The following is an 18,762-nucleotide window of genomic DNA, read 5'->3' on the forward strand; positions in this document are numbered from 1 at the left end:
GCCGCGCGCCGCGCCTAAACTGACAGGCGCGGCGCTTCATCCGGCCAGTGTTCGCGACAGCAGGCGATCCAGGCCTGCGCGCTGCGCGACAGATAGCTTCCCTCCCGCCAGATCAATCCCAGACTCCACTTCAGATCCGACTCCAGCGGCAGCCACAGCAGCGACTGCTTATCCAGCCGCTGACAGATCGGCTCCGGCAGAATCGCCAGCCCCATCTCCGCCTGCACCATCGCCGCAAGAAAATCCCACTGTCCGCTGCGCACCGCGATATGCGGCGTGACGCCCAGTCGCTGAAATGCCTTCATCAGCTGACGGTTCAGAGAGAACTCTTCGTTGAAGATCAGCAGCGGATGCGACGCCAGCTCCGTCAGTCCGATATGGCTGCGGTTGAGCCAGACGGGCTGACGCGGCACCAGCACGCAGAGAGGATGATGCATCAGCGGCAGCGTATTAAGCGGCAGATCGGGATCGACCGGCAGGGCGGTCAGCGCGATATCCAGACTGCCCGCCAGCACCGCCTGCTGCACCGTCAGCCCGCCAAACTCAGAAATTTTCAGCTCTACGCCGGGATAGCGGCGGCGAAACGCCGAGATCGACCCGGCGATCTGCATGCCGACCATCGGCGGAATGCCGAGGCGCAGCTCGCCGGTTTTTAGCTGGTTAATATCGCCGATCTCCGCCTCCAGCTGATGAAACTCCTGCAAAATCGCCAGGCCGCGCTGGTAGACTGCCTGGCCGCTGTCGGTAAGATGCAGCTTGCGGCCGTCGCGCAGCAGCAGCGTGCAGCCCAGCTCCTCTTCCAGCTGGCGCAGCATTTTGCTGATGGTGGGCTGCGTAACGTAGAGCTTCTCGGCGGCGCGGGTAAAACTCTGCTGGCGCACCACCTCGGTGAAGTAGCGTAAAGCGCGAACGTCCATAACTATTCCCTTTTGGCATGACTGGAATGATTTTAATTCATTTTTTTCACCTTCTGTTGCGGATTTATACTAAGCGCCGGATTGCATTAGAGGAGAGAAGAAAATGGCGTTAGCGCTCAGCCCGCAAAGAACGGGCAGGCTGCAACGACTCTGGTTGCCGCTACAGCTGCTGCTGTATGTGGGCATGTTTATCGCCTGCGATCGCCTGGTGAGCTGGCTGCACCTGCCGCTGCCCGCCAATATCGTCGGTATGCTGCTGCTGCTGGCGCTTATCGTCACGCGCGTGCTGCCGCTGCGCTGGGTGAAAGCGGGTTCGCGCTGGCTGCTGGCGGAGATGCTGCTGTTTTTTATTCCGGCGGTAGTCGCGGTGGTGAACTACGGCGATCTGCTGCGCGTCGACGGCTGGCGTATCTGCGTGGTGATCGCGCTGAGCACTTTGCTGGTGCTGGCTTCCACTGCGCTGGTGGTCGATCGTCTCTATCGCTATGAAGTGGCGCGCGCGGCGCGCAGGCAGCAACGCGATGCGTGATTTTATCCTTAGCCTGCTCTGCCTGGCGGTCACGCTGCTGATCTACTTTCTCAATAAACGTCTTTATCGCCGCTGGCGCACGCTGCTGCTAATGCCGCTGGTGGCGACTCCCTTGCTGCTGGTCGGGCTGCTGCTTATTACGCACGTCTCCTGGCAGGACTATATTGCCGAAAGCCACTGGCTGCTCTGGCTGCTTGGCCCGGCGACGCTGGCCTTTGCCGTGCCGGTGTATGAAAACATGGCGATTATTCGTCGCCACTGGCTCTCACTGAGCGCGGGGGTGCTGACCGCTACGCTGGTCGCGGTGTGCAGCTCAGTCTGGCTGGCGCGGCTGCTGACGCTGCCCGAGTCGATCCAGCGCAGCCTGGCGGTGCGCTCCATTACCACGCCGTTCGCGCTGGCGGCTGCGAAGCCCATCGGTGGCCAGCCGGATCTGGTGGCGCTGTTTGTCGTTATTACCGGCGTGTTCGGCATGGCGGTCGGGGACGTCCTGTTCCTGCGCATCGCCATTCGCCAGGGCGTGGCGAAAGGGGCGGGATTCGGTGCGGCGTCGCACGGCGCAGGCACGGCGCGCGCTTATCAGCTCGGCGAGCAGGAGGGCGTCGTCGCCAGTCTGGTAATGATGCTTTCCGGCGTGGTGACGGTGGTGCTGGCGCCGCTTATCGGCCAGCTGATGTGGAGCGTCTGAAGAACGACCGCGCGCTGACGACATGTCTGTTTACGTAAAGGTTGCCAAATAGAGTTGTCAGAGGATTTCAGGCTGTTAACCTTTGCGCCGAAATTATTGTCCTTTCACGGAGTGGAATCATGTTTAAGCAACTTGTTACCGGGAGCGCATTGGGTCTGGTGCTGCTGAGCGGCGCGGCGCAGGCTATCGAAGGCAGCGTGGATGTTGGCGAGCACAACACTAATCTGAACGTCGGTCTGGGCACCACCTCGCCGGGCCTGTTCCTTAAAGGCAACTGGCTGCGCAGCGATCACGACGGCAGCACTTACGGTCTGGGACTGGGTTACAACGTCGATATCGGCGGACTGCGTCTGGCGCCGACCGCCAAGACCATTTTCACCCATCCGGAAGATGGTAAAAATGGCTTCGCCGTGGCGCTGGGCGGCGGCGCACAGTACAGCTTCAACAATATGTGGGGCCTGTACGGCGAATACTACTACGCGCCGGAAGGTCTGACCGACCATCTCGACAGCTATCAGGAAGCCGCTGGCGGCCTGAGCTTCACCCCGATCTCCCTGGTTAACCTGCGCGTGGGTTATCAGTATATCGAGCTGAACAATAAAGGCGGCCGTAAAGATAACGTGCTGGTCGATGGCCCGTACGTCGGCGCTTCACTGCGCTTCTGATTGGGTTCAGAGAAAAGAGAAAGGCGGCTGATGAGCCGCCTTTTTTATTGTGTAGTACAGCGTAAAGTTAGTGCGATTTGCCCTGCGAAATCCCGATGCCGGTCTGCGAGCGAATAAACTGCGCCCGGAAGCGGCCGCGCTCCTGCGCGCCCTGCGGCGAATGATCAGTTACGGAGAAGAGCCAGGTGCCGACAAAGGCGACGATCATCGAGAAGAGCGCCGGATACTCATAAGGATAAACCGGCGACGCGTGGCCCAGCACCTGTACCCAGACCGTCGGGCCAAGGATCATCAGCACTACCGCGGTGATCAGCCCGAGCCAGCCGCCGATCATTGCGCCGCGCGTGGTCAGCTTCGACCAGTACATCGACAGCAGGATAATCGGGAAGTTACAGCTGGCGGCGATAGAGAAGGCGAGGCCGACCATAAAAGCGATGTTCTGCTTCTCAAACAGAATACCCAGCGCAATCGCCACTACGCCCAGCACCAGCACGGTAATCTTCGACACGCGCAGCTCTTCGCGCTCGGTCGCCTGTCCTTTGCGGATCACGCTGGCGTAGAGATCGTGCGACACCGCCGACGCGCCCGCCAGCGTCAGGCCCGCCACCACCGCCAGGATAGTGGCGAAGGCCACGGCGGAGATAAAGCCGAGGAAGGTGCTGCCGCCGACCGCATTCGCCAGATGCACCGCCGCCATGTTAGTGCCGCCGATCAGCGCGCCGCTGGCGTCCTTAAAGGCGGGATTGGCGCCCACCAGCAGAATCGCGCCGAAACCGATAATAAAGGTTAGGAAGTAGAAGTAGCCCATAAAGCCGGTGGCCCAGAAGACGCTTTTACGCGCTTCGCGTGCATCCGCCACGGTAAAGAAGCGCATCAGGATATGCGGCAAGCCAGCGGTACCGAACATCAGCCCCAGCCCGAGCGAGAGCGCGGAGACAGGATCCTTCACCAGCCCGCCCGGCTGCATAATGGCCGCGCCTTTCGGATGGACCGCCATCGCCTGGGTAAAGAGGTTATTGAAGCTAAAGCCGACGGCCTTCATCACCATAACCGCCATAAAAGTGGCGCCGAACAGCAGCAGCACCGCTTTGATAATCTGCACCCAGGTAGTCGCCAGCATGCCGCCGAACAGCACGTAGAGCACCATCAGAATGCCGACCAGCACCACAGCGACATGATAGTCGAGGCCGAACAGCAGCTGGATCAGCTTGCCTGCGCCCACCATCTGCGCAATCAGGTAGAGCGCCACCACCACCAGCGAGCCGCAGGCGGAGAGGGTGCGGATCGGCTTCTGCTGAAGGCGGTAGGAGGCGACGTCGGCGAAGGTGTAGCGGCCAAGGTTGCGCAGGCGCTCGGCGATAAGAAACAGGATCATCGGCCAGCCCACCAGGAAACCCAGCGAATAGATCAGGCCGTCGTAGCCGGAGGTGTACACCAGCGCGGAGATGCCCAAAAAGGAGGCGGCGGACATAAAGTCGCCTGCCATCGCCAGCCCGTTCTGGAAGCCGGTAATATTGCCCCCCGCCGTATAGTAGTCGCTGCGCGAGCGGGTGCGTTTCGATGCCCACCAGGTAATGCCCAGCGTAGCGGCGACGAAAACCACAAACATGATAATCGCCTGATAGTTAGTAGGCTGCTTCTGTACCGCGCCGGTCAGGGCGTCCGCCAGCGCGGAGGCAGGCAGCAGCGCCAGCAGCCAGAGAGAAAGACGTTTCATGGTGTCACCTCGCTGAGGATCTGCTTCGTCAGGCGATCGAACTCGCCGTTGGCGCGCCAGACATAAACGCCGGTCAGCACGAAGGAAATAACAATCAGTCCCACGCCAATGGGAATGCCGCGCGTGACGCTGGTGCCTGCGTGCAGCGGCGTGCCAAGCCAGCCGGGCGCAAAAGCGATCAGCAGAATAAAGCCGACGTAAAGCACCAGCATAATTAGCGACAGAATCAGGGCAAACCGCTGGCGTTTATGTACCAGCTCCTGAAAGCGTGGATGACGTTCAATCCGTTGATTGAGCGCCTCCTGAGTAGAAAGGGCGTCGTTCATCACAGTTTCTCCAGAGGTTATGCAGGCGGCAGCCTCACGTCGATGCGCGAGAAAGGCCCGGTCAATTATTTTTATGTGACTTCAGAAACACACTGCGTAAGGAAAGGGGGGCGGGAAGAAGAGAGTTCCCGCCGGGAAGTAAAGGTATTTAAGGCATTCGAATCGACTGCTTCTCCTCCAGCAGTTTGTCCACTACGCCGGGATCGGCCAGCGTTGAGGTATCGCCCAGATTGCTGGTATCGCCCGCGGCGATCTTGCGCAGAATACGGCGCATAATTTTGCCGGAGCGGGTTTTCGGCAGCGAATCGGTCCAGTGCAGAATATCGGGCGTAGCGATCGGGCCAATCTCTTTACGTACCCAGCTGCGCACCTCGCTGTAGAGCTCCGGCGAGGGTTCTTCGCCGTGGTTCAGCGTGATATAGGCGTAGATCGCCTGGCCTTTAATGCTGTGCGGGATGCCCACCACCGCCGCTTCGGCGATTTTTGGATGGGAAACCAGCGCGGACTCGATCTCAGCGGTGCCGAGGCGGTGGCCGGAGACGTTAAGCACGTCATCAACGCGGCCGGTGATCCAGTAGTAGCCATCTTCGTCGCGGCGCGCGCCGTCGCCGCTGAAATAGCAGTTTTTAAAGGTAGAGAAGTAGGTCTGCTCGAAACGCTCATGATCGCCGAACAGGGTACGCGCCTGGCCCGGCCAGGAGTCGGTGATCACCAGGTTGCCCTCGGCCGCGCCCTCCTGAGGATTGCCTTCGTTATCCATCAGCGCGGGCTGTACGCCGAAGAAAGGTTTGGTCGCGGAGCCCGCTTTTAGCTCGGTAGCGCCCGGCAGCGGCGTGATCATAAAGCCGCCGGTTTCTGTCTGCCACCAGGTATCGACAATGGGACAGCGGCCGTCGCCAATCTTGTTGTAGTACCACTCCCAGGCTTCCGGGTTTATCGGTTCGCCCACTGAGCCCATAATGCGCAGGCTTTTACGACTGGTGCCGGCAATCGCTTTATCGCCTTCCGCCATCAGAGCGCGGATCGCCGTCGGCGCGGTGTAGAGCAGCGTGACTTTATGCTTGTCCACCACTTCCGCCATGCGGCTCGGCTTCGGCCAGTTCGGCACGCCTTCAAACATCAGCGTCGTCGCGCCGCACGCCAGCGGCCCGTAGAGCAGATAGCTGTGGCCTGTTACCCAGCCGACATCTGCGGTACACCAGTAGACATCTTCCGGATGGTAATCGAAAACGTATTTGAAGGTGGTCGCCACATAAACCAGATAGCCGCCGGTGGTGTGCAGCACCCCTTTCGGCTTGCCGGTCGAGCCGGAGGTATAGAGGATAAAGAGCGGATCTTCAGCCTGCATCTCGGCGGGCGCGTGCTGCTCGCTCGCTTTATCCATTAAGTCAGCCCACCAGAGATCGCGGCCATCCTGCCAGTCAATCTGCTGGCCGGTGCGTTTCAGCACCACCACGTTTTTCACGCTGTTCACGCCGGGGTTTTTCAGCGCTTCATCGACGTTTTTCTTCAGCGGAATGGGACGTCCGGCGCGTACCCCTTCATCGGCGGTAATCACCAGCCTGGCGCTGGAGTCCACCACGCGTCCTGCGACCGCTTCCGGCGAGAAGCCACCAAAAATCACCGAGTGCACCGCGCCGATACGCGCGCAGGCCAGCATCGCGACCGCCGCTTCCGGCACCATCGGCATATAGATCGCCACCACGTCGCCTTTTTTCACCCCCAGCGACAGCAGCACGTTGGCGAAACGGCACACCTGGTTATGCAGCTGGCGGAAGGTCAGGGTTTTGCTTTCGCTGGCGTCGTCGCCTTCCCAGATAATGGCGGGATGATCGCCGCGCTTTTCCAGATGACGATCGAGGCAGTTGGCCGCCAGATTAAGCGTGCCGTCTTCATACCAGCGAATAGAAATATTGCCCGGCGCGAAAGAGCTGTTTTTCACTTTGCTGTAGGGCTTGATCCAGTCGAGAATTTTTCCCTGCTCGCCCCAGAACGCATCCGGGTCGCTGACGGATTGCTGATACATTGTCTGATACTGCTCGGCAGTAATCAGCGCATTCGCAGCAATGCTGGCGGGTATCGGGTGTTTATGTTGTTGGCTCATGGCGGATCTCCTTGAAGATGTTAATAATATGTCAATCAAAGGTTAAGTGAAGCCTACGCCATCGCTTTGTTTCTTTTTTGCGCCACAGATCACGAGAGCAGACACAAGCGTGTAATCCTTTGCAAAATCGCGTGAACATTCTCCGTTATACCCCTGTCCGCCTGGTGAAAAATGCAGCAAACAAACCCGCCGCTATTTTGCGCAACGCTGCATAGCTATGCGCGCAGTGTGAGAACTATTACTTTTCAGAACAGCAAGTTAGGGTTTTGATAACTAAACAGCATTTTATGCTATAAGAGTGGCTAATCTTTAACCGAAGACGCCAGGGGTTGCATTTACCACAGTGAAAATGGTACTTATCTCGCCCCTGCTCAGCAGGACTCAACCAGACGGCGTCTGAAAAAAGTACGGGAATTTTCGCATTTTCGTAGAGGACGCTGTCCTCAATAACCCTCTAATTTACCGGGCTTTTGCTCACTTCCCTGTGTGTATCCTTCTCTGCACCTTCGCAGCGTAGCAATAGGGGTTTTGACTGAGGAAATAACGCGTTATGAAAGGTTTTAAAATAAGCCTGGCCTGGCAGATTCTGATTGCACTGGTGCTCGGCATCATCGCTGGTTCAGTGCTGCATAATCAGCCAGACGATCGTGAATGGTTAATCACCAACATTCTCAGCCCGGCGGGCGACATCTTTATTCACCTGATCAAGATGATCGTTGTGCCTATCGTGATTTCATCGTTGATTGTCGGCATTGCCGGCGTAGGCGATGCGAAGAAACTGGGACGTATTGGTGTCAAAACCATCGTCTATTTTGAAGTGATCACCACCCTTGCCATTGTGGTCGGCATTACGCTGGCTAACGTGTTTCAACCCGGCACCGGCATTGATATGTCAACGCTGGCAACGGTGGATATCTCTAAGTATGAAGCCACGACCGAAGCGGTGCAGAACGGGCCGCACAGCCTGGTCGCCACTATTCTGTCGCTGATCCCGCAGAATATTTTCGCCTCGCTGGTGAAGGGCGACATGCTGCCGATTATCTTCTTCTCGGTGCTGTTCGGCATGGGCCTGTCGGCGCTGCCGTCGGAGCAGCGCGATCCGCTGGTAAACATTTTCCGCAGCGTGTCGGAAACCATGTTTAAGGTGACGCATATGATCATGCGTTACGCGCCGGTAGGCGTCTTTGCGCTGATCGCTGTGACTATCGCCAACTTTGGTTTCGCCTCGCTGTGGCCGCTGGCGAAGCTGGTGCTGCTGGTGTATGCCGCGATTCTCTTCTTCGCTTTCGTGGTTCTCGGCGGCGTGGCGCGCTTCTGCAAGCTGCGCATCACGACCCTGATGCGCATCCTGAAAGATGAGCTGATCCTCTCCTACTCAACCTCCAGTTCGGAAACCGTCCTGCCGCGCATTATGCAGAAGATGGAGGCCTACGGCGCGCCGAAGGCGATCACCAGCTTTGTGGTGCCGACCGGCTACTCGTTTAACCTGGATGGTTCAACGCTCTATCAGAGTATCGCCGCTATCTTTATCGCGCAGCTTTACGGCATAGACCTGTCGCTGACCGATGAGATTATCCTGGTGCTGACGCTGATGGTGACGTCGAAAGGTATCGCGGGCGTGCCGGGCGTATCCTTTGTGGTGCTGCTGGCGACGCTGGGCAGCGTCGGCATTCCGCTGGAAGGGCTGGCCTTTATCGCGGGCGTCGACCGCATCATGGATATGGCGCGCACCGCGCTCAACGTTATTGGCAATGCGCTGGCGGTGCTGGTTATCGCCCGCTGGGAGAATCAGTTCGACGCCGAGCAGGCGAAAGCGTACGAGCTGACGCTGCGTACGCAAACGGCGAACTAGCCCTTCTTTTGCCCTGACCATCAGGCGGCATCTAAAGCCGACAAGCGGGAGAGAAGGGCCGCAGAGCAAAGCGTCCCGCAACATGGATGTTGCGGGACGAGCTGCCAGGGATAGCGCTTTTTGCGTCTTTGCGATCGGCTCCTCTCTCTCGCGTTAGCGCCTTGCTAACCAACGTAGGGTTCAGACAGCGTCTGAACCCTTTTTTTATCCTGCAAGTATGATAAAAACGGGCCTGAATCAACTCTTTCCCGGAGCATGCCCCATGACTATCGACCTCAGCCAGCTCATTACCGAAGGCCGCAACCCGGCCAGTCAGAACATTGACGAACTCTCTACCGACGCGATGCTGCGCGTGATTAATAACGAAGATAAAAAGGTGGCGCTGGCAGTCGAAGCGATAGTGCCGCAGATTGCGCAGGCGGTTGACGCCATCGTTGCCGCTTTCGCACAGGGCGGTCGGCTGATCTACAGCGGGGCAGGCACTTCCGGCCGTCTTGGCATTCTCGACGCCAGCGAATGCCCGCCCACCTTCGGCACGCCGCGCGGCCAGGTGGTGGGGCTGATTGCGGGCGGTCATAAGGCGATACTCCAGGCGGTGGAAAACGCAGAGGATAACCGCGAGCAGGGCGCGCAGGATCTGCGCGACATCCAGTTCAGCGCGAAAGATGTGCTGGTGGGCATCGCCGCCAGCGGCCGCACGCCCTATGTGCAGGGCGCGCTGGAGTATGCCCGTTCGCTTGGCGCCACCACGGCGGCGCTGACCTGCAACCCCAACAGCGCCATGGCGCAGGCGGCGGAGATTGCGCTCACGCCGGTGGTCGGCCCGGAGGTGGTTACCGGCTCCTCGCGTATGAAAGCGGGCACCGCCCAGAAGCTGGTGCTCAATATGCTGACTACCGGCGCGATGATCCGCAGCGGCAAAGTCTACGGCAACCTGATGGTCGACGTGGAAGCCACCAACCAGAAGCTGGTGCAGCGACAGATCAATATCGTTATGCAGGCCACCGACTGCGACGAGGCGAGCGCCAGTCACGCGCTGGCGGCCTGCGGCGGCCACTGCAAAACCGCCATCCTGATGCTGCTGGCCGGTATCGACGCCGCCGAAGCTCGCACGCTGCTCGCCAGGCACCAGGGTTTTATCCGTCGGGCCTTACAAGGCTGAGGATCGATTATTAAAAAGAGCTAAACGATTATATGTACCCTGCTGGCGGGTTAATTGCTCGCCAGTCCGCTTTTTTAGCGGGGAAAATTAATTGCTGCCACTAAAGCCAGGGTCTTTTGCTGCCGAAAAGATAAAAAAACATAACTGATAATCACCTTACTCTCAGCAGCTCTTTCAAGGACCCGCCATGCGCAATAACCAGCCAGTCACTCAGCGCGAATTCGTGTTTGACGACCAGGCGACATTAATGTCGACCACCGATATCAACAGCTATATCACCTACGCCAACGACGCCTTTATTGAAGTCAGCGGTTTTACGCCGGAAGAGGTCAACGGACAGCCGCACAATATGGTGCGCCACCCCGATATGCCGCCAGAGGCGTTTGCCGATATGTGGGCGACGCTGAAGCAGGGCGAGCCCTGGTCGGCGCTGGTCAAAAACCGCCGTAAAAACGGCGATCATTACTGGGTGCGCGCCAATGCGGTGCCGGTCGTGCGCGACGGCAAAGTGCAGGGGTTTATGTCGGTGCGCACCAAGCCCGGCGAGGCGGAAATTCGCGCCACCGAGGCGCTCTATCGTGATTTCCGCGAAGGGCGGGCAAAGGGACGCCGCTTCCATAAAGGGCTGATTGTGCGTACCGGCTGGCGACGCGTCGGCTCGCTGCTGAAAACGCTGCCGCTGCGCTGGCGTATTCACCTGCCGCTGATGACGCTGCTGCCGCTGGCGGCGCTCAGCGCCGCGCTGCTCGGCATGACGCCCGCGTCGCTCGGCTGCTTTACCGGCGGCATGGCGATCCTGCTGCTGCTGACCAGCCTGTGGATGGAACAGCAAATTTCGCGGCCTGTTGAACGTATTTGCCAGCAGGCGCTAAGCGTGGCGACCGGTGCCAGCCATAAGGTCGAAGAGATGGAGCGCGTTGATGAAGTCGGAATGACGCTGCGCGCCGTCGGCCAGCTCGGCCTGATGTTTCGCTGGCTGGTGGATGACGTTAGCGGTCAGGCGATTAACGTCCTCAGCGCCAGTGACGCTATCGCTAACAGCAACAACGAGCTGAGCCGTCGTACCGAACAGGCGGCCGCCAATGTGCAGCAGACCGCCGCCACCATGAATGAAATGACCGCCACGGTGAAGAGCAACACCGAAACGGCGGGCGAGGTTAATACGCTCTCGGCGCATACCAGCCAGGCGGCGAGCAAGGGCGGCGAAGTCATGCAGGAGATGGTGAGCATGATGGCGGAAATCGCCGAAAGCTCGCAGCGCATCGCCAATATCACCAGCGTAATCGACGGCATCGCCTTCCAGACAAATATCCTCGCGCTTAATGCCGCGGTGGAAGCGGCGCGCGCGGGCGAACAGGGCAAAGGCTTTGCGGTGGTGGCAGGAGAAGTGCGCAGCCTGGCGCAGCGCAGCGCGAAGGCCGCCAGCGAAATTAAAAGCCTGGTGGAAACCAGCGCCAGCCGCGTCCAGCTTGGCAGCAATCATGCCGACGCGGCGGGCCGCACCATGCAGGATATTGTCGCGCAGGTGCAGAACGTCTCTTCACTGATTGCGCAGATCAGCGCCGCCACCGCCGAGCAGTCCACCGCGCTGGGCGAAATCTCTACGGCGGTCGAGGATCTCGACGATATTACCCACCGCAACGCGGCACGGGTGCAGGAGAGCGCGGAGGCGTCGGGTCGTATGACGCATCAGGCTAACCGACTGGTGGAAGCTATCAGCGTCTTCCGCTAAGAGGCGACGCGGCTCTCATCTCGTCCGGCGCGCAGCGCGCCGGGCGGCTGGCCGACAATACGCTTAAAGGCGCGGCTAAAGGCCGCCAGCGAGCCGTAACCGAGCTGGAACGCCACTACCTCCACCGCCTCGCCGTTATTGACGATGCGCTGCACCGCCAGCCGCATACGCAGTTCGGTCAGGTAGCGCAGCGGCGTCATGGTCGTGGCGTTCTGAAAGCGCTCGGCAAATACCGAACGCGAGCAGCCCGCCACCCGCGCCAGTCTTTCAACCGTCCAGCTCTCTCCTGGCTCGCGGTGCATCGCGGCGATCGCTTTGCTCAGACGCGGATCGCGCATCGCCTGCACCAGCCCGCTGCCCTGACCGCAGCCATTCTCTACCCAGCCGCGTACGATCAGCGCCGCCACCACGTCCGCCAGCCGCGACAGGATACCGGCGAACCCGGCGTGCCGCGTGCGCGACTCGCGCTCCATCGCGTCGAGAATGGGCTGGATCTCCGGGTACTTCGACAGCAGCGTGCTGACCAGCATGATATCCGGCATGGTGTTGATCAACGGCTGCATGCCGCCCAGCTCGAATTTCATGCAGGCGCTGAATAAAATCACGCTCTCCTCATCGTCGCAGGCGTCGGCGGGCGCGCCGATGGCGCACACGCTGTCGCAGATCGGCTTGCTGACGAAGGCGGCGATGTTTTCGCTGGCGGCGTCGGGTGACGAGAGCAGGCTGTGCGGTTTGCCATGCGGGATCAGCAGCGCGTCACCGGTATTCAGGGTGAAAATCGCACCCGACGCGCCACGCACCAGCAGCGGCCCGCGTCCGACAAAGTGAAACTGCGCGCGGCCTGGCGCCTGCTCATAGCGCAGCCCGAAGGGCGCGGCGAGCTGAATGCGTTGATAGGTCACGCCGTGCAGCCGCATTCCCATCAGCAGCTCGCTGGTCAGATCTTCATAATGGCTCATGGCATTCCAGACGAATTATCAATAATGAAGGTGTCGTCATCATAGATCGTCTTGCCCGCAATCTCTATGCTCCAGCCTTAATCATTTTTTCTCTGGAGAAGCTACATGAGTCTGAGCACAGAAGTGGCTGATGAGGTTTCCGTCCCCGCGCGTCCCGCCTGGGGCGCGGTGTTTTCAATGGCGTTTGGCGTATTCGGGTTAATCACCGCCGAGTTTCTGCCGGTTAGCCTGCTGACGCCGATCGCGGCTTCGCTGCAGGTGTCGGAAGGGCAGGCGGGCCAGACGGTGACGGTGACCGCGCTGGTGGCGTTACTGACCAGCCTGGTGGTGGGCAGCGTAACGCGGCGGCTGGATCGTCGCGTGGTGATGCTGGCCTTTACGCTGTTGCTGGTCGCCTCGGCACTGCTGGTGGCGCTGGCGAGTAATCTGACGCTGATCCTGCTGGCGCGCGTGCTGCTTGGTATGGCGATTGGCGGTTTCTGGACGCTCTCGACCGCGATTACCATGCGCCTGGTGCCGAGCGCTCAGGTGCCGCGCGCGCTGTCGATCGTTTTCAGCGGGATTTCGCTGGCGACCATCATCGCCGCGCCGCTCGGCAGCTATCTCGGCGGCCTGATCGGCTGGCGCAATATCTTTATGCTCACCGCAGGCCTGGGCGTGCTGGCGCTCATCTGGCAATGCTTTACGCTGCCTGCCATGCCGCCAGAGAACAAAGCGCGTAGCGGCGGGGTACTCGATCTGCTGCGCAGCGGGCTGATGCGCTGGGGCATGCTGGCGGTAATTATGATGTTTACCGGCCACTTCGCCTTCTTTACCTATCTGCGTCCTTTCCTGGAGAGCAGCGCGCAGCTGAGCCTGAATCAGCTGTCGCTGGTGCTGCTGGCGTTTGGCGTGGCTAACTTTTTCGGCACCTCGCTGGCGGGTTATCTGGTGACGCGCAGCGTATCGCTGACGCTGAGCGTGATGGCGCTGGTAATGAGCGCGACCGCGCTGCTGCTGGTGAGTTTCGCCGAGGTCTCCTGGCTGGTCGCCGCGGGCGTGGCGTTGTGGGGACTCGCTTTTGGTTCGATGCCGACCGGCTGGTCCACCTGGATCTCGCGCGCGGTGCCGGACGATGCCGAATCGGGCGGCGGTCTGCTGGTGGCGACCATCCAGCTGGCGATTACCGCAGGCGCGGCGGCGGGCGGCTGGATGTTCGATCTGCAGGGCGCAGGCGGCGTCTTTCTCGCCAGCGGCGTGCTGATGCTGCTCGCCTCCATCACCATATTTACCCGAGTGCGTCATCACGGCTAAAAGGCTTAAGGGCAGCGAAATATGCTGCCCTTTTTTATTATCCCAGAGAGTTAACCTTTTGCGGCGCGGCTACACCAATTGTGCGCTTTCATCGTCAGTAAATTTGATAAAGAACGGCAATTATCTCCGCTATCCGCTGCATCAACCTCGGTCTATTATTCATATCAACAAGGCGAAACGCCTTACCTTACTAAACATCTACCAAGGAATTGACCATGAAAACCATCAAAACTTTTGCTGCTGTTATCGCTCTCTCTGTTCTTCCGCTGACCAGCTTCGCGCAGAGCGTAACCGCTACCGACTCGACGCTGGACGGCGCGGAAGCAAAAATCGCGGCGCAGGCGAAAGACGCGGGCGCATCATATAAAGTGACCGAAGCCTACACCAACAACGGCGTGCATATGACTGCTGAACTGCTGAAATAAGTCTGACCGGCTGTTGCTGACAGGACGCCCTCGGGCGTCCTGGCGGCGTTGTAAGCGCGGGAAACCGCTTCCCTTTCGGCGTTAAATCCTTATCATTTGCTAAAAAACATATCTTTGACGGCTTCAGGGCCGCTTCTCTTTTTGCAGGGTTTGCAATGTGAGCTTTCCAGCACTGCCTGACGGCGGTGAATCTTTACTATGGAGAGATCATGAAATCCTTATCCTTTGCGCTGCTCGCTACCGCGCTCTTTTCCGCCTCCGGCATGCTGGCGCATGCAGACGAACTCAACCAGCCCGTCAGTAAGGGCGCTTATGAACTCGCCTTCAGCCCCAGCGACAATGCGCTTTTTCTCGCCGCGTCTCAGGGCAGTGATGCGCCGGGCGGCGCGGTATTCCGCCTCGATCCGCAGACTCTGGCCGTTAAGCAAACCCTTCCTACCGAGCTGAAAAGTTTCGGCGCGGCCATTAATCCGCAAACCAACGTGCTTTACGTCGGCAATACCCTGAACGGCGCGCTCACCGCCATTGATGCCGCCAGCGGCAAGGTTATCAACACGCTGGTGCTGGATGGCCGCAAGCGCAGCGAAAACGTGCGTCCGCTGCAGCCGCGCGAGATCGCCGTCGACGTGAAAACCGACCGCGTGTACGTGACCGGGATCGGCCCGCAAAGCGTGGTCTGGGTGGTGGACGGCAAAACGCTGCGGCTGATTAGCGTGGTGCCGAATACCGGCAAAATGGGCACCGGCCTGGCGGTCGACAGCGAGCGGCAGAAACTCTATGTTACCAACGGTGATGGCGAGCTGGTCACCATCAACACCCGCACCAACGCCATTGAAAAACGCCAGAAAATCGACGGCGATAACGCGCATTTCTTCCTGAATATCGCGCTCGATACCCAGGGCCAGCGCGCCTTCCTCAGCGACGCGAAGCAGCCGCAGGTGCTGGTCATCGATTTGCGCGATCAAAAGGTGATCCAGTCGATCGCCGTTCCGGAGTCGCTGGCGGTGCTGTTTAATCCCCACAGCAATGCGCTTTACGTCACGCACCGCAAAGCGGGCGAGGTAAGCATCATTGACGCTGCCAGCTATCAGGTAAAACGCAGGGTTAAAACGCCGGGCCTGCCTAACAGCCTGGCGCTTTCCGCCGACGGCAGGACGCTGTTCGTTAGCGTCAAACAGCCAGGCTCGCGCAAAGAGCCGCCGAAAGATCCAGACAGCGTGATGCGCATCGCGCTTTGATTTCACTGTTAGTTTCAGGGGCGGCTGCGGGCCGCCCTTTGCATTTCTTCGGCTACCTTTAAAAGCGTGCCGCTGCCTGGCGGCATCAACACCATTGGAGAGGATGCAATGAGCCAGTTCCTGATGAATGAAAAAAATAATCTGGTCAACGAAGCGATAGAGGGCGTACTGCTGAGCACGCCCTGGCACAACCTCAGCCGCCTGGATTTAGGCGACGACATTCGGGTCGTGGTGCGCAACGACTGGGACAAAAGCAAGGTGGCGCTGATTTCGGGCGGCGGTTCAGGGCATGAGCCGGCCCATGCCGGCTTCGTCGGCAAAGGGATGCTGACCGCCGCAGTCTGCGGCGATATTTTCGCCTCGCCCAGCGTTGACGCGGTGCTGAGCGCCATCATTAACGTCACCGGCGACGCGGGCTGCTTGCTCATCGTGAAAAACTATACCGGCGACCGCCTCAATTTCGGCCTGGCGGCGGAGAAGGCGCGGGCGCAGGGCTATAAGGTCGAGATGGTAATGGTGCAGGACGATATCGCCCTGCCGGATAACCCGCAGCCGCGCGGCATCGCAGGCACCGCGCTGATCCATAAAATCGCCGGTTATGCCGCAGAGCAGGGGCAGTCGCTGGCGCAGGTAAAAACGCTGGCGCAGCGTGCCATCAAGGGTACGGCGAGCATCGGCGTCGCCTTCTCGACCTGTCATATTCCCGGCGAAAAGCGCGACAACCGCGTTAAAGAGGGCGAGAGCGAGCTGGGCATGGGCATTCACGGCGAGCCGGGCGTCATTACGCTGGACACACAGAACAGCGAAAAGCTGGTCAGTATCATGACGGAGAAACTGGCTAACAGCCTCTCTTCCGGCACCAGAGCGGTGCTGCTGGTCAACAATCTCGGCGGCTTCTCTATGCTGGAGCTGGCGCTGGTGACGCGCGAGGTGCTGAAAAGCCCGCTGGCGGCGCAAATCAGCCATCTGATCGGCCCGGCGACGCTGGTGAGCGCGCTGGACATGAAAGGATTTTCGCTGACGGTGCTGCAGATCGAGGCGGCGTTTCTTGAAGCGCTGAAAGCGCCGGTTGAGGTGCTGGGCTGGGCGCCGATCCATGCAGTAGAGCAGGTGACGACGCTGAGCAGCCAGCGCGTGGTCAGCAAGCTGGAGTTTACGCCTTCGCAGGATGAGCAGACGGCGCGGGTGGTGAGCCGCGTTGCGCAGACGCTGATCGATCTTGAAGCTGAGCTGAACGCGCTGGACGCAAAAGTTGGCGATGGCGATACCGGCTCGACCTTTGCCGCGGGCGCGCGCAAGGTGAAAAGCGCGCTGGAGGCGCAGCAGCTGCCGCTGGCGGATCTGCCGTCGCTGTTCGCGCTGGTGGGCGAACAGCTGGCGACGGTGATGGGCGGGTCGAGCGGCGTGCTGATGTCGATCCTCTTTACCGCGGCGGGCCAGCAGCTGGCGCAGGGCGGCACGCTGCCGGAGGCGTTACAGCAGGGGCTGGCGCAGATGAAGCACTACGGCGGCGCGCAGATTGGCCATCGCACGCTGATCGATGCGCTGGAACCGGCGCTGGAGGCGCTGGTCGCGGGCAATACCCTGGCGGAGGCGGCAGAGGCCGCGGCGCAGGGCGCTGAATCAACGGCGCAGATGCAGAGCGCCAGAGCGGGGCGCTCCTCTTACCTGAATCAGCAGACGCTGGATGGGGTGAAAGATCCTGGCGCGTACGCCGTGGAGCGGGTTTTCGCCGCGCTGGTTTAACCTTTTCCTCGCTGTCCCGCGCACCGGCTGCGCGGGACCTTTTGCTGCCGGGATCCTGCCGCGCTACTCGTTTTCCGCCGCTTCGCGCATCATCTCCTGATGCGGAATATCCTGCAGGATTTGCTCAAAGCTGCGCAGACGTTTGTAGATCGACATCAGCTCCACCAGCGTCGACCAGGAGGTGATCAGATACTGGAACGAGGAGCGCACCTGGTCGAACACGTTAGTGATCTGGTTCAGCAAACCGAGCGTAATGGTGCCCGCCACGATCGACGGGAACAGCACAAACAGACCGAAAACGTTATCGACCTGCAGATAGAGAATGCGGGTGATATTAAAGTAGAGATAGTGAAAGTAGAGGCGGAAGTAGTTAACCCGCACGCGGCTAAACAGCGCCTGCACTGTCGGCGGCGTCGCGCGATCGGGATCGTCCTCGCCATACACCAGCTCTTTACGGTAAGCCGCTTCAACCCGCTGATTGCGGAATTCCAGGCCCGGCAGCTTAATGCCCACCAGCGCCAGCAGCGCTGTGCCGAAGAGCGACCAGAGCAGCGCCGCAACCACCAGCGCGTAGGGAATATTGCCGAGAATCGGCACGTCTTTCACGTGGTGCGACAGGCTAATCAACACCGGTAAAAAGGCCACCAGCGTCATAATCGCCTGAATAAAACTCACGCCCCAGCTCTCCAGCGTACTGGCGAAGCGCATGGTGTCTTCCTGCACACGCTGCGCCGCGCCTTCCACCTCGCGCAGACGCTGCCAGTTATGCATGTAGTAGTTGTTCATCGCGGTGCGCCAGCGGAACACCCAGTGACTGATAAAGAATGAGTTCATCACGCCGATGACGACGGCAATAAGCGCGATGCCGAGAAAGGCCATCACTTCGGCGTAAAAACGGTTTATCTGCACTGAGCCCGCTTTAGTCAGCGCCTGCTGAATCAGATCGTAGAACGGGCCGTACCAGGCGTTAATCGCGACGCCGACCTGTACGCCGAACCAGGTGACGAAAATAATCAGTGCTGAGCCCCAGACCGACCAGCGCTGCCACGGATGGTTATCAATAGCGCGCCAGGCCAGGGCGAATAGCGCCACGACAATCCAGTAATAGCTGTAAAACCAGAGCTGGCTGGGCGCGATAAAGCGCGCGGCCGTGGTCGGCAGCTGCTGCTGCATCGCAGCATGTAGCGCTGACCAGCGTGACGGCAGATCGTCGGCAAAGCCGAACCAGGCAAAAATCGCGATCAGGCTCCAGATCGCCGCCGTGCTGAAAAACAGCGCTGGCCGGGGGAAAAAAGACTTAAACATAGGCTCTCCGCTGTTGTATGCATCCTTTTATAACGTTTTTTAGCGTTATTTGTCTGCTGAGTGTTGTTTCTGAAGGTGACAGCGTTCGCCCACGTCAGGTAAAG

16 protein-coding genes are annotated in these 18,762 nt (G+C 59.8%); 10 read left to right on the forward strand and 6 right to left on the reverse strand.

The features are described from left to right. Positions 1–14: 14 nt before the first annotated feature. Positions 15–917, reverse strand: coding sequence for a LysR family transcriptional regulator (locus D7S44_RS12200; RefSeq protein WP_120455199.1), 903 nt, complete (start codon positions 915–917; stop codon positions 15–17). A 103-nt stretch (positions 918–1,020) separates the two neighbouring features. On the opposite strand from D7S44_RS12200, the gene D7S44_RS12205 reads away from it, so the two are divergent. From D7S44_RS12205 to D7S44_RS12215, 3 genes are all read left to right on the forward strand, one after another. Beyond that, positions 1,021–1,446 (forward strand): CidA/LrgA family protein, encoded by a 426-nt coding sequence (locus D7S44_RS12205; RefSeq protein WP_120455201.1) that lies wholly within the window; start codon positions 1,021–1,023, stop codon positions 1,444–1,446. Next, on the forward strand, positions 1,439–2,134 hold the full coding sequence (locus tag D7S44_RS12210; RefSeq protein ID WP_120455203.1) for an LrgB family protein: 696 nt from the start codon (positions 1,439–1,441) through the stop codon (positions 2,132–2,134). Before D7S44_RS12205 ends, D7S44_RS12210 begins: the two co-directional genes overlap by 8 nt. A gap of 119 nt (positions 2,135–2,253) precedes the next feature. Next, the gene (locus tag D7S44_RS12215; RefSeq protein ID WP_120455205.1) at positions 2,254–2,799 is read left to right on the forward strand and encodes a YfaZ family outer membrane protein; all 546 of its coding nucleotides are present in this window, start codon (positions 2,254–2,256) and stop codon (positions 2,797–2,799) included. A 67-nt stretch (positions 2,800–2,866) separates the two neighbouring features. Here the strand turns inward: D7S44_RS12215 and actP are convergent, their stop codons facing one another. The 3 genes from actP to acs form a co-directional block, all read right to left on the reverse strand. Beyond that, on the reverse strand, positions 2,867–4,516 hold the full coding sequence (gene actP, locus D7S44_RS12220) for a cation/acetate symporter ActP (RefSeq protein ID WP_120455207.1): 1,650 nt from the start codon (positions 4,514–4,516) through the stop codon (positions 2,867–2,869). Continuing rightward, positions 4,513–4,842: a DUF485 domain-containing protein gene (locus D7S44_RS12225; RefSeq protein ID WP_120455209.1), complete on the reverse strand. Its 330-nt coding sequence runs from the start codon at positions 4,840–4,842 to the stop codon at positions 4,513–4,515. Before D7S44_RS12225 ends, actP begins: the two co-directional genes overlap by 4 nt. Before the next feature lie 148 nt (positions 4,843–4,990). After that, positions 4,991–6,946: an acetate--CoA ligase gene (acs, locus tag D7S44_RS12230; RefSeq protein ID WP_120455211.1), complete on the reverse strand. Its 1,956-nt coding sequence runs from the start codon at positions 6,944–6,946 to the stop codon at positions 4,991–4,993. A 550-nt stretch (positions 6,947–7,496) separates the two neighbouring features. Between acs and gltP the strand changes: the two genes are divergently transcribed. From gltP to D7S44_RS12245, 3 genes are all read left to right on the forward strand, one after another. After that, the gene (gene gltP / locus D7S44_RS12235) at positions 7,497–8,798 is read left to right on the forward strand and encodes a glutamate/aspartate:proton symporter GltP (protein WP_120455213.1); all 1,302 of its coding nucleotides are present in this window, start codon (positions 7,497–7,499) and stop codon (positions 8,796–8,798) included. Positions 8,799–9,060: 262 nt separating this feature from the next. Further along, positions 9,061–9,960, forward strand: a complete 900-nt coding sequence (murQ, locus tag D7S44_RS12240) for an N-acetylmuramic acid 6-phosphate etherase (protein WP_120455215.1) — start codon at positions 9,061–9,063, stop codon at positions 9,958–9,960. Between the two features lie 187 nt (positions 9,961–10,147). Further along, a complete protein-coding gene (locus tag D7S44_RS12245) occupies positions 10,148–11,692 on the forward strand; it encodes a methyl-accepting chemotaxis protein (protein WP_120455217.1) in 1,545 nt (514 codons plus the stop codon). On the opposite strand, the gene D7S44_RS12250 is transcribed toward D7S44_RS12245, so the two are convergent. Then, positions 11,689–12,651: an AraC family transcriptional regulator gene (locus tag D7S44_RS12250; protein ID WP_120455219.1), complete on the reverse strand. Its 963-nt coding sequence runs from the start codon at positions 12,649–12,651 to the stop codon at positions 11,689–11,691. The genes D7S44_RS12245 and D7S44_RS12250 overlap by 4 nt on opposite strands. A 105-nt stretch (positions 12,652–12,756) precedes the next feature. On the opposite strand from D7S44_RS12250, the gene D7S44_RS12255 reads away from it, so the two are divergent. The 4 genes from D7S44_RS12255 to D7S44_RS12270 all read left to right on the forward strand — a co-directional run bounded on the left by D7S44_RS12255 (position 12,757) and on the right by D7S44_RS12270 (position 17,353). Beyond that, entirely contained in the window at positions 12,757–13,944 is a 1,188-nt protein-coding gene (locus D7S44_RS12255) for an MFS transporter (protein ID WP_120455220.1), read from the forward strand. Between the two features lie 215 nt (positions 13,945–14,159). Next, the gene (locus D7S44_RS12260) at positions 14,160–14,369 is read left to right on the forward strand and encodes a YdgH/BhsA/McbA family protein (protein WP_120455222.1); all 210 of its coding nucleotides are present in this window, start codon (positions 14,160–14,162) and stop codon (positions 14,367–14,369) included. Positions 14,370–14,578: 209 nt separating this feature from the next. Further along, positions 14,579–15,607, forward strand: coding sequence for a 7-bladed beta-propeller protein YncE (yncE, locus tag D7S44_RS12265; RefSeq protein WP_120455224.1), 1,029 nt, complete (start codon positions 14,579–14,581; stop codon positions 15,605–15,607). A gap of 108 nt (positions 15,608–15,715) precedes the next feature. Then, complete coding sequence (locus D7S44_RS12270) at positions 15,716–17,353, forward strand: dihydroxyacetone kinase subunit DhaK (RefSeq protein WP_120455226.1); 1,638 nt, start codon at positions 15,716–15,718, stop codon at positions 17,351–17,353. Between the two features lie 63 nt (positions 17,354–17,416). Here the strand turns inward: D7S44_RS12270 and sbmA are convergent, their stop codons facing one another. Further along, complete coding sequence (gene sbmA / locus D7S44_RS12275) at positions 17,417–18,658, reverse strand: peptide antibiotic transporter SbmA (protein WP_120455228.1); 1,242 nt, start codon at positions 18,656–18,658, stop codon at positions 17,417–17,419. Positions 18,659–18,762: the final 104 nt, after the last annotated feature.

It is taken from the genome of Pantoea piersonii (assembly GCF_003612015.1).
Lineage (GTDB): Bacteria > Pseudomonadota > Gammaproteobacteria > Enterobacterales > Enterobacteriaceae > Pantoea > Pantoea piersonii.